Origin of the sequence: Pseudomonas sp. Irchel s3h17, assembly GCF_900187505.1 — a bacterium.
GTDB lineage: Bacteria > Pseudomonadota > Gammaproteobacteria > Pseudomonadales > Pseudomonadaceae > Aquipseudomonas.
Window position 1 is genome coordinate 75448 of the sequence record NZ_FYDL01000006.1, and the last position, 12799, is coordinate 88246.

Below are 12799 nucleotides of genomic sequence, written 5' to 3' on the forward strand. Positions count from 1 at the left end.
CGGCCTTGCTCGCGCGGGGGTGCGAAGCAGCCCAAAAACCGCTAACCGAGGTCTTTCTGACAAACCACCATCGCCTTCTCAGGGCCGCTGCGCAGCCCCAAGACAGTCATCAAGGTCTTGCTGACAGACCGCCATCGCCTTGTCAGGGCGTGCTGCGCACGCCAGCGCGAGCAAGCTCGCTCGCCACAGGGACAGCGTTCACGCTTTATCGAACGGCGTTACTGCATACGCGAACCTTGTCGGAGCAACGGTCGTCACCCTGCCATTCACCGTCGCCAGTGGCCGCGCGCTAAAGCGCCTTGGTCCAGAACAGCATGCGCCCGTGGGCCGGATCGAACATGCCGGCAGAAAAGCCAAACTTGCCATAGGCCGCTTGCGCCACGTCGTTACCTTCCAGCACTTCCAGGGTGATCTTGCAGCAGCCACGCTGACGGGCAATGTCCTCGACCTTTTGCAACATCTTCTGGCTCAGGCCCAGGCCGCGAAACTTGCCGACTACCGAGACGTCGTGCACGTTGACCAATGGCCGGCAGGCGAACGTCGAGAATCCCTCGAAGCAGTTCACCAGCCCCGCAGGCTCGCCGTTGACGAACGCCAGGACGCTGAACGCATAAGGACGCTTGGCCAGTTCGGCCGGCAGTTGCTGCAGGGCATCGGCCGCCAATGGCGAACCGCCGCCCATGGGGTCTGTCGCGTAGTGATCCAGCACCAGGCAGATCGCCTCGGCGTGTGTCGGATTGCTATAGCTGGCCTGGAGAACCAGGATTTCTGCGGATTCCATTTCCATCCTCGATCTGACGATCAATGTGCATCCCTGCGGGTATCGCTTGGGGCCAATGACATTAACGTGCCGCGCGGACCGGAACAACCATGAACTGGCCCCGCGCCACCGTTTTGTGCGCCCATTGCCGATTCAATTCGAAGCGCCCCAGATCTGCGCCTCGGTCCAGCCCAGCTCGGCAAAATCCCCGGCCCTGAGGTGGGATTCCCCGGCGCAAAAGAACTCATCCAGTTGCGGCGGTGCCACCGGGGTGCCACTGAGCATTGCATGCACCTGCCCACGATGGTGGATCTGGTGTTCGAACAGATGGGAGAGCAGGCGCAGGCGCGTGTCCTGCTGGGGAACTTGTCGGGCGATGGTCACCCGCCGAGTGAGCCCGGCATCCCTGAGCGGCTCGCAATAAGCGATCAGGCGCAGATCAACCTGGTGTTGTTCGCGCATCAGTTCGGCGCTGCAGGCAAAGGGCTCTTCATCCTGGAAAAACACATCGCACTGCGGATGCGGCTCCTCGCCACGCAACTCGCGCTCCAGAGCGTCGACGTAGAACCCGTCGCACGTCAGGATGTGATTGAGGGTGGCCTTGATGCTCGGGAAAAAGCTCACCCTCCGAGCCTCGAATTCGCTCTGGCTCAACTGGCCGCAGGCCTTGCCCAGACGGTGATTGGCCCAGGCGTTCTGGTAGGCCATGGTCAACAAATGATGGGACAGCGGCTGGTTCATGATGTCTCCTCCCGCGTTTCACCGCACCACGAAACGCTGCAATTGCATTTCCTTCAAGCGGCTCAGGGTGCGGCGAAACGCAAATTCCAGGTAGCCCTCGGTATAGAGCTCATCCATCGGCACCTGCGCCTCAAGATACAACGGCACCTTACGGTCGTAACATTCATCGACCAGCGCAATGAATCGCCGCACGCTGTCGTCGTGTACCGACAACTGCGGCAGCTCACGGTCGCCGGCGTCCACGCGTTCGCTGCCGTCCTCGGTGCCGCGGGCAATGCGGCCGGGGCGCTGCCGAGCGCTGAGGTTGGGGACGTCGCTGATCAGCATGGCGCTGAAGCGATCACACAGGGCCATGAAATCCATCGCCGCGAACGGTTGTTCGCAGACATCGGCATAGCGACACCAGAGCACGCTGTCAGTGGCCTTGACCACCGCCAGCGAGCGATAACCCAGCATGACCGGTTCGCTGGACACCGGCTGGTCGTGTACCAACTGCCGAAACACCTCATCCATGACACTCGGGCATTCGGGTGCCCGGACCCAATAGCGTTGCAGGCCGACGCCAGGGTGCAGTCGATGGTCTTCACCACCATCCACCGCCACCACTTCCAGATGGTTCTTGATCGCGGCGACGGCCGGCAAGAAGCGCTCGCGGTTGAATCCGTCCGCGTACAGCTGCTCCGGTGGTTGATTGGAGGTGCAGACCATCACCACGCCTTCATCGAACATCACCTGGAACAACCGCCCCAGGATCAGGGCGTCGCCGATATCGCTGACGAACAACTCGTCGAAACACAGCACCCGCACTTCCTCGCTCAACTCGCGGGCCAGCGCCCGCAGCGGGTCGGCGGTGCCGGTCAGTTGAAACGAGCGCTGGTGCACCCAGCCCATGAAGTGATGAAAGTGCTGGCGCCGGGCAGGCACGCGCAAGGTCTGGTAGAACTGATCCATCAACCAGGTCTTGCCCCGCCCCACTGGCCCCCAGAGATAGACACCGCTGATCGGCGTCAGGCCCTGGTGCAAGTCTTCGTGGCACTGCTGCAGTACCCGGGCCGCATGTTCTTGTGCCGCATCCGGGACAAAGTGGTTTTCCGTGAGCGCGTGCTGGTAGGCACTGAGGGGCGAATCGAAGGTCATGGCGGCCCGTTTAGACAGTCAAAGGCGCCAAGTATGGCACGTCCATCGGCGCAGCCCGGTAATCACTCCCACACCCAGGCGTGGGAGTGATCATCCCGAGGGTTAACGGTCTACCTTGTGCCTGGCTGCGTACAGGCACAGCATCTCCATGGCCAGGGTCGCCGCGGCCAGTGAGGTGATTTCGGCGCTGTCGTAGGCCGGAGCGACTTCCACCACATCCATGCCCACCAGGTTGATCCCGCGCAGCCCGCCGAGAATTTCCAGGGCCTGCACCGTGCTCAAGCCGCCACACACTGGCGTGCCGGTACCCGGGGCGAAGGCCGGGTCCAGGCAGTCGATGTCGAAGGTCAGGTACACCGGGTTATCACCGACCCTAGCGCGAATCGCTTCGATAATCGCCTCACACCCACGCCGATGCACCTGCCGGGCATCCAGCACCTCGAAGCCCTGATGATCGTCATTGGTGGTGCGCAGGCCGATCTGCACGGAGCGGGCGGGATCCACCAGCCCCTCCCTGGCGGCGTGCCAGAACATGGTGCCGTGATCGATCCGCTTGCCCTCTTCGTCCGGCCAGGTGTCGCTGTGGGCATCAAAATGGATCAAGGACAACGCGCCATGTCGCCGGGCATGGGCCTTGAGCAATGGATAACTGATGAAATGGTCGCCGCCGAAGGTCAGCATCGCGCACCCGGCGCCGAGTATTTTCTCGGCGTGGGCCTCGATGCTGTCCGGCACCGACTCCGGAACACCGGAGTCAAAATTGCAATCGCCATAGTCAATCACGGCCAGGTGATCGAAGGGGTCGAACGTCCACGGCCAGTGGCGTTCCCAGGCAATCCCGGTGGATGCCGCGCGAATCCCCCGCGGTCCGAAACGTGCGCCGGGGCGGTTGCTGGTGGCGGTGTCGAACGGCACGCCGCTGACCACCACGTCGACACCGCGCAGGTCACGGCTGTAACGCCGGCGCATGAAGCTGGTGATACCGGCATAGGTGCTTTCAGCGGCGGTCCCGTACAGGCTGTCGCGAGTCATGGCCTGGTCGTTCAGTTGAGAGATATCCATCAAGCATTCCTGGTTATTGGCGGCTACGGAAAGTGGTCCACAGGCGAGTGCGCTGGCGCATGTCCTTGAGGCTCATGCTGCGGTCGGCGTACAGCCGGCCGCGCACATCGGCAGGCGGGTAAATGTCGGGGTCGTTGCGCACGGCGGCATCAACCAGGGGCGTCGCGGCCTGGTTGGCCGAGGCAAAGAACAGGGTGTTGGTCAGCGCGGCCACGGATTCGGGGCGCAGCATGAATTCAATGAACGCCTGCGCGGCCTCGGGGTGCGGTGCATCCGCCGGGATCGCCAGGTTGTCCTGCCACACCAGGGTGCCCTCCCTGGGAATGCGATAGGCCACTTCAAAGGGTTTGTTGGCCTTGCGTGCCTGATCGGCCGCCAGGCTGGCATCGCCGTTGTACGTCAGCGCCAGGCACGCGCTGCCGTTGGCCAGGTCGTTGATCTGGCGACCGCTGGCGACGTACAGCACCGAAGGCTGCAATTGATGCAGCAAGGCTTCGGCGGCGGCCAGATCGTTTTTGTCGGTGCTGTACGGATACTTGCCCAGGTAATGCAACGCGAGGCCGATGACTTCCTGGGGCGAATCGATGATCGCGATGCCGCAGTCCTTCAGCTTGCTGGCGTATTCGGGCTTGAACAGCAGGTCCAGGCTATTCAGCGGCACACCCGGCAAACGTTGGGTCACGGCCTCGACATTCATCCCCAGGCCCAGGGTGCCCCAGGTATAGGGCACGCCATAACGGTTACCCGGGTCGACGGCGGCGAGTTTTTCCAGCAGGTCCGGATCAAGGTTCGCGTAGCCTTTGAGCGTGTCCAGGGGGATCGGCTTCAGCGCCCCGGCCGCCAGCCCGCGGGCCAGCACACTGGAGGATGGCACCACCACGTCGTAGCCGCTGCCGCCGGTAAGCAATTTGGTTTCCAGGACTTCCGGGGTGTCAAAGGTGTCGTACCGCACACGAATCCCGGTTTCCTGCTCGAAGCGTTGCAGGGCTTGCGGCGCGACATAGTCAGCCCAGCTATAGAGATTGAGCACTTTTTCCTGCGCCTGCGCCGGGAAGGCCAGGGCCAGCACCAATGCGGGGAATACGAACCTGATCGCCGTAGCCATGACAAGCACCTGAGTCATTGAGGTGACTGCAGCTTGCCGTGGAAGATACATTGCTGGAATATTAAGTTTATTAACCTGACTTTATGCCGGAGTAATGTTTGATGCTCGGTCAACTCCACGATCTGGACCTGCACCTGCTGCGCCTGTTCGCCAGTGTCGTTGAATGCGGCGGTTTCAGTGCCGCCCAAGGTGAACTGGGGTTGAGCCAGTCAAGCATCAGCCAGCAAATGGCCAAGCTGGAAACCCGCCTCGGCTATCGCGTGTGCAGCCGGGGCAAGGGCGGTTTCAAGCTCACGCCCAAGGGCGAGCAGTTGCTACTGGCGACCCGCGGGCTGTTCCAGTCCATCGAGGCGTTCCGGCATCAGTCCAACGGCGTCGCCGGCCGGCTGATCGGCGAAGTGCGCCTGGGGCTGTCCGAGGCCCTGGATCAATCGGTGCTGCAACAGGTGGCCGAGGCCATCAGGCGTTTTCGTGAGCGCGATGAATCGGTGCGCATCGAGCTGATCAGTGCCATGCCCGGTGAAATGGAACGCTTGCTATTGCAGCAACGCCTGGACCTGGCCATCGGTTACTTTTCCCAAGTGCAAAGCGCCTTCGACTACCGCCCGCTGTTCAGCGAACCCCAGCACCTGTACTGCGCGACCGGGCACCCGCTGTTCCATGACCCGGCCCCGGATGCCGAGGCCATGGGCAACACCGACCTGGTGGACCACCCTTACCGCTTCCTGCGCAATGACGAACCGCTGCACAGCAAGCGCAGTTCGGCGCGCTCGGAACAGGTCGAAGGCACCCTCGCCTTCATCCTGTCGGGCAAACACATCGGCTACCTGCCCGAGCATGTCGCCCGTTCGTGGGAAAACAGCGGCCTGCTCAAGGCCATCGGCCAGCCGGCGCTGAGTTTTGAGGTGACGTTCCACCTGGCCCGACACCGCGCCCAGGTGCCGGGGGATGCGCAGCGGGCGTTCGAAGAAGATTTGCTGGCCGCGTTCAACCGGCCATGCAGTCACCCGTAACAGGGGTTCAGGAGCCACGGTATTCCCGGTATCTCCAATAACTTTCAATGCTTTAGGCGTTTGTCGCTTTAGGCCGCAGTGCCTTTCTGGCATTCTGCGCCTCCATTTTCTGACCTGGCCTAAATGGCACCCTCCCCGTGACCTCATCTGACCACTCGAAAACTGCCCCGCGTTCCGACCTGATTTACGGTCTCTACGATCGCCCGCACCTCACCGCTACGGTGTTTGCCGCCTTGCAGCACGTGCTGGCGAGCTTCGTCGGGATCATCACCCCCACCCTGATCATGGGCAGCGCCCTGGGCCTGCACAGCGAAATTCCGTACCTGATCAGCATGGCGCTGTTCGTTTCCGGCCTGGGCACCTTCGTCCAGGCGCGGCGCTTTGGCCCGGTGGGTTCCGGTCTGTTGTGCCTGCAAGGCACCAGTTTTTCGTTCATCAGCGTGATCCTCAGTGCCGGCTTCATGGTCAAGGCCCGGGGTGGCGGCACCGATGAGATCCTCTCGACGATTTTCGGCGTGTGCTTCTTCGCCGCCTTCATCGAAGTGGTGCTCAGCCAGTTCATCGGCAAGCTGCGGATGCTGATTACCCCGGTGGTGACCGGCACCATCATCACCCTGATGGGGCTGTCGCTGATCAAGGTGGCCATGACCGACATCGCTGGCGGCTTCGGCGCGCCGGACCTGGGCGGTGCCCACCACCTGGCCCTGGCGGCCTTGGTACTGGGGGTGATCGTGGTGCTCAACCGGGTCGATGTGCCCTTCCTGAGGCTGGGGGCCATTGTGATCGGACTGACCCTGGGTTACCTGCTCGCCTGGCTGATGGGCGATGTCGATTTCTCCACCATGACCGACGTCCCGCTGATGAACGTGCCGGTGCCCTTCAAGTACGGGTTCAACTTCGACTGGGTGGCGTTCATTCCGGTGGCGGTGATCTTCCTGGTTTCGCCGCTGGAAGCCGCGGGCGACCTGACGGCCAACTCGATGATTTCCCAGCAACCGGTCAAGGGTCCGGTCTACATTCGCCGGATCAAGTCCGGCCTGCTGGCCGACGGCCTCAACTCGGCGATGGCCGCCGTGTTCAACAGCATGCCCATGGTGACCTTTGCCCAGAACAACGGGGTCATCCAGCTCACGGGCGTGGCCAGCCGTTATGTGGCGTTCTTCATTGCCGGCCTGCTGGTGCTGCTGGGGCTGTTCCCGATGATTGGCGCGGTACTGCAACTGATGCCCAAGCCGGTACTCGGTGGCGCGGAACTGGTGATGTTCGGCACCGTGGCCGTCGCCGGGATCAAGATTCTCGCCGAGGCCGGGCTGCATCGTCGCAACATGCTGATCGTGTCGATCTCCCTGGGCATGGGCCTGGGCGTCGCGGCCGTGCCGGAAGTGCTGCGCGAACTGCCCAAGGCCTTGCACAACATCTTCGAATCGCCGATCACCGTGGGCGCATTGTGCGCTATCGTGCTGAATATCTTTCTGCCCGAAGAATTCATCGAGCTGGAAGAAGACGATTTCGACCCGGAAGCTTCGATCCTCCAGGTCATGGAGAATCCGGACGTCAAGCCGCACGGCGAATCCCTCGAGCCTGGCGCGGCCTTACAGGCACACCGCTGATGCCGCTCAAGGGACGAGCCGCTGGCGGTTCGCCCCTTGTTTTCGAGAGTTCATCGATGCGCAGATTCCTCGCGATTGGCCTTTCCCTGTTGCTGCTCGGCCTGAGTGGCTGTGCCCTGCTCCCCAACCGTGATCCGCTGGACATCAATGTGGTCGGCATAGAGCCCTTGCCCAGCCAGGGCATGGAACTGCGCTTTGTGCTGAAACTGCGCGTACAAAACCCCAACGAAACCCCTGTCGACTACAACGGCGTGGCCCTGAACCTTGAGGTCAATGGCCAACCGCTGGCCTCGGGCGTGAGCGATCAACGGGGCTCGATCCCGCGTTTTTCCGAGGCGCTCATCAGCGTACCGGTGAGCGTTTCGGCATTCTCGGTGCTGCGCCAGACCCTGGGGCTGGACCCGACACAATCCCTCGACAAGCTGCCCTACGTACTGCGCGGCAAACTGGCCAGCGGCGTGTTCGGCACGATGCGTTTTGTCGACAGCGGCCAGTTGAGCATCGCCGGGCCCAATACCGGGATCTGGTAGATTCAACGTTACCGTCCATCGATCAGCATGCTGGTGCCTCAGATAAACCGCACACCGGGCTTCGGCCGCTCGTCCACGTTCAACTCGAACACGTCCGGGCGCGCATAGTGCCCGACCACGTCGTAGTCGTAACGGGCGCGCACCAGTTCATCGGTGTCGATCTGCGCCGTCAGCAACCCTTCACCGCCTCGCAGCGGCCTGGCCCTGCTGCCCTGCCCGCTGGATCTGCCGCGCTACCCGATTGAACTGGGTTGGCGCACCAGCAACCAGCTCGATCCGTTGCTGCTGAAAGTGCGTGACGCGATAGTTGCCAGTTTTACCCGGGGCAACGCCTGACCACCTTCGTCCGCAAACTGGCGGTTACTTGGCGGCCATCAGCCGATTGACTTCGCTGCGCACCATGTTGGCGTATTCCGGCGGGGACATGGCGTCCAGTTCGGAGCGGACCCACTCGGCCCATTTGCCTTTGCGCTTGGAGCGCTCCCCGAACAAGCGGGCGGCCTCGCCCTTGGACTTGCCCAGGTTGGCTTGCCAGAGGTCGAACAGACGGGACTTCTCATCTTCAAGCGCCGCGCGCTCGGCAAGGGGTTTGTCGGCCAGATTGAAACTCATGGGAATTACCTGCGGCATAAAATAGGCGACATCTTACACTGTAGGCGGACTTCTCCAGAGATGGATTTCCCGGAGCATGGCGGGTGTCAGGCAACCAGGCTGCAACTTTTGCCTGACACCTACACTCCATTGCTCACAGCCCCTTTACCTGCAAGGAGTTACCCGATGGCTCGCACAAGCGCCGCGCAAGACGATCAAATCAAGGATCAGACCTTCAGTGAGCTACAAGCGCTGATCGAGGAGTCGGAGAAATTGCTCAACCGCAGTGCGTCGCTGGTGGGTGACGAGGCCGAAAACCTGCGCGGGCAAATTGCACTCAAACTGCAACAGGCCAGGGATGCCATGTCCAGCGCGCGAGCGCGTACCCAGCCGGTGGTCGATGCGACCGAAACCTACATTGGCAGTCACCCTTGGCAATCCGTGGCCATCGCCGCCGGTTTTGGCCTGGTGGTCGGACTGCTGCTGGGACGTCGCTAACTCCCTGAGTAGCCGACTTCAAGCGAGCGCCTGATGATGTGGGAGCATCTGTCTTGATCACATGTCAGCTCTCGTCAAGCATGAGGCTTGCGAACACCTACCCTGTGGCGAGCGAGCTTGCTCGCGCTGGGCTGTGCAGCAGCCCCAAAACCGGTCACCGGGTTTTATCTGAAAGCCTGCAATAGTCTTGTTGGGGCTGCTTCGCCCTGGAGCGCCAGCCCGGCCCAGCGCGAGCAAGCTCGCTCGCCACGGGGCAGCTTCACTGCCCCGCCAACTCCCGCAATTGCGCCAGCGTCTGGGCATCCAGCACGATGCCTTCCGTAGCGGCCCTGGCACGCTCGCGATGGCGGCGGTCACCCGGCAAACGCCGCAGCCCGACCCCGTGCATCTGCCGCACCAGTTCCTCGCTGCGCTCGGCGAATCCCTGCCCGGCAGCCTTGCTCGGGTCGATGACAATCAATAACTGGCCGGTCCACGGGGTTTTCGCCCCGGGATGGTTGGACCAGTCGAATTCGAACGAGAAATTGCCACCGGTCAACGCAGCGGCCAGCAGCTCGACCATCATCGACAGGGCCGAACCTTTATGCCCGCCAAAGGGCAGCAATGCGCCCCCCTCCAGGATCGCCTTGGGGTCGGTGGTCGGCTGGCCGAGGCTGTCCACCCCCATGCCGGGCGGCAGGCGTTCGCCTTTGCGCGCAGCAATCTGCACATCACCGTGGGCAATGGCGCTGGTGGCCAGGTCAAACACAATGGGGTCGGCATTGGCCCTGGGCGCAGCGAAGGCAATCGGGTTGGTACCAAACAAGGGACGATCGGCACCATGGGGCACGACGCAGGTCATGCTGTTGACCACGCTCAGTGCGACCAGGCCTTCATAGGCGAACGGCTCGACATCCGGCCAGAGCGCTGCAAAGTGATGGGAGTTGCGAATCGCCATGACCGCGATCCCTGCACTGCGGGCTTTCTCCACCAGCAATGCGCGGCCGGCGGCCAGCGCCGGTTGGGCAAAGCCGTTGCCGGCATCGACCCGGACAAAACCCGAGGCCACGTCCTCTACCACTGGCACTGCCTGGCCATTGACCCAACCGCTGTTGAGCGTCGATACGTACCCGGGAATCCGGAACACCCCATGACTGTGGGCGCCATCGCGTTCGGCACCGGCGCAGTTGGCGGCCAGCACCGAGGCGACCTCGGGGCTCGTGCCGTGTCGGCGAAAGATCGAATCCAGAAGGTCAACCAACGCTTCGTACGACAAGTGAGGCGAGGCTGCATTGACAGCATGATCGTGTGGCACAGACATCTGAAGCTCCAGAATTTTTATTGGAGGGGGGCAACAGCGTTCGCGGGACCTTACCGGCGGATTAAACACCGTTTTGCGCGCCCACTGTCAACTGCCTTTGCGCCACTGCACCGCCAACAGGACCCGGTTTCCGACTCGGTGATCCAGCCCTCGGCAAGCCATTCCGGACGATCCCGCGAGCATCACAAACGCCCGGTTTCATTGACCTTTTCCTCACCCCGAATCAGGATACTGCCCTGCCATGTCCTGACTCGAGGCTGGAGACAACAGCAGAACCCTTTCATTGATCTGCAATCGCCATGATCGCGGTTCTCGCCAACTCACTGCCAAGGTTAAAATGTGGGAAATCAGGAAGCCTCAATGAGCGAAAAGCCCCTCTCGCAAGCAGAACTCGACGCCGTCACCGACGCCGCAGCGCATTGGTGCATGCGCCTGCACTCCAATGACTGCACGGCCGCCGAGCGTCAGGCGTTCGAGCGATGGCGCGATGCCCACCCGCTGCATGCGGTCGAGTATGAAGCGATGCTGGAAATCTGGGAGGTGTCCGAACACTTGCCGCGAGCGCAGAACCTGCCGCACACCGCGCAACGGGCACCACGCCCTGGCTGGCGGCCGCTGGCCATAGCCGCTGCCGTCAGCCTGCTGGCCCTGCCGCTGGCCGCCTTCAGTGGCTGGCAAATGGGCTGGCTGCCCAATGCCTACGAGCATTTCGAAGCGCAGAACACCTTGCGTACGGTGACCCTGGGGGACGGCAGCCAGGTGGAGTTGAACCTGGGCACCGAACTGACCTACAGCAACTACAAGGACCAACGCCGGGTGACCCTGAATAAGGGCGAAGCCTTCTTTCGCGTGAGCCACGACACGCTGCACCCCTTTGTGGTCAAGGCCGCCGATGGGCAGGTCCGGGTGACCGGCACTCGGTTCAACGTCTGGAAATATCAGGATCAGGTGCGCGTGACGCTGGTGGAAGGCTCGGTACTGGTCACCAGTAATGACGCTCTTGGCGGTGACGGCCTGCGCCTCGATCCGGGCATGCAGGCTCGCTACAAGAGCGGCGACTATCAACCGCAGATCAGCCAGGCCTATGCCGATGACAGCTCCCTGGCATGGCGCAATGGCAAGCTGGTTATCGACAACCTCGCCCTGAACGAAGCGCTACCCCTGATCAATCGCTACCTGGGAACTCCGGTGATGGTCGCGGACCACGCCACAGGCATGATCCGCATTGGCGGTGTCTACAACATCAGCGAGCTGAAAACCCTCGTCCCCTCGCTGCCCAAGGTGCTCCCGGTTTACCTGAGCCGCAACGAAGCAGGCAACCCGGTGCTCAACTCCCTGCCTGCCCCACCTGCCAGGCACTGAAAAGGCCGCACCCTGGTCGGCTTCACAGGCGTCGGGGCAGTTTGACCAGATCCAGTGCGGTAATCGACCTGACCCAGTCCCCCCTGGCACTGTTCGGGCCGACCTTGTGCAGTGGCTACGGCGTATGTCGGCACCGGTCTCGACCCTCTGAGTGAGTGCCTGTGCCGATAAATGACGCTGCAGGGAACCGACCCTCCCCTGGGAAAGACCACTCGGACGAAGAAGCGGAATGTGGCTTGCCATAGGAACGAATCAGCGGACAATCATTTAAAGCGCGCCAGCCTGAAATGACGGCACCTGACGTGTTTTCGACAAATTTTCTACATTCAGGCCTTCATCATTTGTGCCGCTCGTTCGTCTTAATGATAAGGAGCGTTCAACACAATTTCCTGGCCAGGTTCTGAAAAGGAGTTTTTCGCATGTACAACTCGCAACTACCAACGGATGGTAAAGCCGCGCCAAAGGGCGTTTCCCTTAGACTGGATACCGGCGTATTCGCCAAAAGCACCGAGCGCCAGGGCAACGAGCGCATCAGGCTGCTGCTTAAAAGCTACGGCCTGCGTACAAGCCTTATCCGCCTGAAAGTGATCGACGCGCTGCTGTCCGCCGCCCAGGCCGGTCAGCCCGTGGGGGTACGCGGGGTGCACAGCCACCTGCTGGAACTGGATATCCCCCTGTCCTTTCTCAGCGTGCGTGAGGTACTCAAGCGCCTGTGCAGCGAAGGCCTGATCGTCCTGAACGCCGACAAAAGCTACAGCCTGCATCCACAGGCTGCGGCCTTGCTGGAATCGCTCAGGGCTTGACCTTGCGGCGCAACACCCCGTTGAGCACCACCACCAGCACCGCCACGGTGATGGCGACGTACTGGAACAGGGTTTCGCTGATGATCCCGGCATTCTGCAGATAAGACAGGCCAAACATGATCCCCAGAACGGCCAGGGTGATCAGAAACGAGTATTTCAAACGTTGCGACTGGGTCATTGCGGGGGTCCTGAATCTGAAAGTTGGTATCCGGCGTGCATCCTGCTGCCCACCACGTCCATACCCCCGTTCGGGAGTGAGCGGCAGCCAGCGGGCGCTCATGTTACAT

14 protein-coding genes and 2 pseudogenes are annotated in these 12799 nt (G+C 62.1%); 7 read left to right on the plus strand and 9 right to left on the minus strand.

The window, feature by feature from the left end:
- Positions 1 to 289: 289 nt before the first annotated feature.
- From CKW25_RS10010 to CKW25_RS10030, 5 genes are all read right to left on the minus strand, one after another.
- Positions 290 to 781: a GNAT family N-acetyltransferase gene (locus CKW25_RS10010; protein WP_095079021.1), complete on the minus strand. Its 492-nt coding sequence runs from the start codon at positions 779 to 781 to the stop codon at positions 290 to 292.
- Positions 782 to 913: 132 nt separating this feature from the next.
- Complete coding sequence (locus CKW25_RS10015) at positions 914 to 1501, minus strand: DinB family protein (protein WP_095079022.1); 588 nt, start codon at positions 1499 to 1501, stop codon at positions 914 to 916.
- Between the two features lie 18 nt (positions 1502 to 1519).
- A complete protein-coding gene (gene zapE / locus CKW25_RS10020; RefSeq protein ID WP_095079023.1) occupies positions 1520 to 2638 on the minus strand; it encodes a cell division protein ZapE in 1119 nt (372 codons plus the stop codon).
- A gap of 102 nt (positions 2639 to 2740) precedes the next feature.
- The gene (speB, locus tag CKW25_RS10025; protein WP_095079024.1) at positions 2741 to 3700 is read right to left on the minus strand and encodes an agmatinase; all 960 of its coding nucleotides are present in this window, start codon (positions 3698 to 3700) and stop codon (positions 2741 to 2743) included.
- A 13-nt stretch (positions 3701 to 3713) separates the two neighbouring features.
- A complete protein-coding gene (locus CKW25_RS10030; RefSeq protein WP_095079025.1) occupies positions 3714 to 4805 on the minus strand; it encodes a polyamine ABC transporter substrate-binding protein in 1092 nt (363 codons plus the stop codon).
- Positions 4806 to 4906: 101 nt separating this feature from the next.
- On the opposite strand from CKW25_RS10030, the gene CKW25_RS10035 reads away from it, so the two are divergent.
- From CKW25_RS10035 to CKW25_RS10045, 3 genes are all read left to right on the plus strand, one after another.
- Entirely contained in the window at positions 4907 to 5818 is a 912-nt protein-coding gene (locus CKW25_RS10035; protein ID WP_095079026.1) for a LysR family transcriptional regulator, read from the plus strand.
- A 137-nt stretch (positions 5819 to 5955) separates the two neighbouring features.
- On the plus strand, positions 5956 to 7428 hold the full coding sequence (locus CKW25_RS10040) for a nucleobase:cation symporter-2 family protein (RefSeq protein WP_095079027.1): 1473 nt from the start codon (positions 5956 to 5958) through the stop codon (positions 7426 to 7428).
- Positions 7429 to 7484: 56 nt separating this feature from the next.
- Positions 7485 to 7958 carry an LEA type 2 family protein gene (locus CKW25_RS10045; RefSeq protein WP_095079028.1) on the plus strand — a complete coding sequence of 158 codons (474 nt, stop codon included), beginning with the start codon at positions 7485 to 7487 and terminating at the stop codon, positions 7956 to 7958.
- 38 nt (positions 7959 to 7996) lie between these two features.
- Here CKW25_RS10045 and CKW25_RS10050 read toward each other — a convergent pair.
- Positions 7997 to 8161: pseudogene (locus CKW25_RS10050) on the minus strand (carbon-nitrogen hydrolase family protein); the annotation flags it as partial.
- On the opposite strand from CKW25_RS10050, the pseudogene CKW25_RS10055 reads away from it, so the two are divergent.
- Positions 8151 to 8294, plus strand: a pseudogene (locus tag CKW25_RS10055) (LysR family transcriptional regulator); the annotation flags it as partial. The pseudogenes CKW25_RS10050 and CKW25_RS10055 overlap by 11 nt on opposite strands.
- A 24-nt stretch (positions 8295 to 8318) precedes the next feature.
- On the opposite strand, the gene CKW25_RS10060 reads toward CKW25_RS10055, so the two are convergent.
- The gene (locus CKW25_RS10060) at positions 8319 to 8570 is read right to left on the minus strand and encodes a hypothetical protein (RefSeq protein ID WP_095079029.1); all 252 of its coding nucleotides are present in this window, start codon (positions 8568 to 8570) and stop codon (positions 8319 to 8321) included.
- A gap of 165 nt (positions 8571 to 8735) precedes the next feature.
- Here CKW25_RS10060 and CKW25_RS10065 point away from each other — a divergent pair, with 165 nt between their 5' ends.
- A complete protein-coding gene (locus CKW25_RS10065) occupies positions 8736 to 9047 on the plus strand; it encodes a YqjD family protein (protein ID WP_095079030.1) in 312 nt (103 codons plus the stop codon).
- 259 nt (positions 9048 to 9306) lie between these two features.
- Here the strand turns inward: CKW25_RS10065 and CKW25_RS10070 are convergent, their stop codons facing one another.
- Positions 9307 to 10347 carry an Ldh family oxidoreductase gene (locus tag CKW25_RS10070; protein ID WP_095079031.1) on the minus strand — a complete coding sequence of 347 codons (1041 nt, stop codon included), beginning with the start codon at positions 10345 to 10347 and terminating at the stop codon, positions 9307 to 9309.
- Positions 10348 to 10707: 360 nt separating this feature from the next.
- On the opposite strand from CKW25_RS10070, the gene CKW25_RS10075 reads away from it, so the two are divergent.
- Both CKW25_RS10075 and CKW25_RS10080 read left to right on the plus strand, forming a co-directional pair.
- On the plus strand, positions 10708 to 11709 hold the full coding sequence (locus tag CKW25_RS10075) for a FecR family protein (protein WP_095079032.1): 1002 nt from the start codon (positions 10708 to 10710) through the stop codon (positions 11707 to 11709).
- A 419-nt stretch (positions 11710 to 12128) separates the two neighbouring features.
- Positions 12129 to 12512 carry a fe2+ zn2+ uptake regulation protein gene (locus CKW25_RS10080; RefSeq protein WP_095079033.1) on the plus strand — a complete coding sequence of 128 codons (384 nt, stop codon included), beginning with the start codon at positions 12129 to 12131 and terminating at the stop codon, positions 12510 to 12512.
- Here the strand turns inward: CKW25_RS10080 and CKW25_RS10085 are convergent.
- On the minus strand, positions 12502 to 12690 hold the full coding sequence (locus CKW25_RS10085) for a hypothetical protein (RefSeq protein WP_095079034.1): 189 nt from the start codon (positions 12688 to 12690) through the stop codon (positions 12502 to 12504). The genes CKW25_RS10080 and CKW25_RS10085 overlap by 11 nt on opposite strands.
- Positions 12691 to 12799 lie beyond the last annotated feature (109 nt).

Bases quoted from the DNA above. Each gene is read 5' to 3' on its own strand.
- CKW25_RS10010 (WP_095079021.1), bottom strand. From the start codon at position 781: ATGGAATCCGCAGAAATCCTGGTTCTCCAGGCCAGCTATAGCAATCCG.
- CKW25_RS10015 (WP_095079022.1), bottom strand. From the start codon at position 1,501: ATGAACCAGCCGCTGTCCCATCATTTGTTGACCATGGCCTACCAGAAC.
- zapE (WP_095079023.1), bottom strand. From the start codon at position 2,638: ATGACCTTCGATTCGCCCCTCAGTGCCTACCAGCACGCGCTCACGGAA.
- speB (WP_095079024.1), bottom strand. From the start codon at position 3,700: ATGGATATCTCTCAACTGAACGACCAGGCCATGACTCGCGACAGCCTG.
- CKW25_RS10030 (WP_095079025.1), bottom strand. From the start codon at position 4,805: ATGGCTACGGCGATCAGGTTCGTATTCCCCGCATTGGTGCTGGCCCTG.
- CKW25_RS10035 (WP_095079026.1), top strand. From the start codon at position 4,907: ATGCTCGGTCAACTCCACGATCTGGACCTGCACCTGCTGCGCCTGTTC.
- CKW25_RS10045 (WP_095079028.1), top strand. From the start codon at position 7,485: ATGCGCAGATTCCTCGCGATTGGCCTTTCCCTGTTGCTGCTCGGCCTG.
- CKW25_RS10060 (WP_095079029.1), bottom strand. From the start codon at position 8,570: ATGAGTTTCAATCTGGCCGACAAACCCCTTGCCGAGCGCGCGGCGCTT.
- CKW25_RS10065 (WP_095079030.1), top strand. From the start codon at position 8,736: ATGGCTCGCACAAGCGCCGCGCAAGACGATCAAATCAAGGATCAGACC.
- CKW25_RS10070 (WP_095079031.1), bottom strand. From the start codon at position 10,347: ATGTCTGTGCCACACGATCATGCTGTCAATGCAGCCTCGCCTCACTTG.
- CKW25_RS10075 (WP_095079032.1), top strand. From the start codon at position 10,708: ATGAGCGAAAAGCCCCTCTCGCAAGCAGAACTCGACGCCGTCACCGAC.
- CKW25_RS10080 (WP_095079033.1), top strand. From the start codon at position 12,129: ATGTACAACTCGCAACTACCAACGGATGGTAAAGCCGCGCCAAAGGGC.
- CKW25_RS10085 (WP_095079034.1), bottom strand. From the start codon at position 12,690: ATGACCCAGTCGCAACGTTTGAAATACTCGTTTCTGATCACCCTGGCC.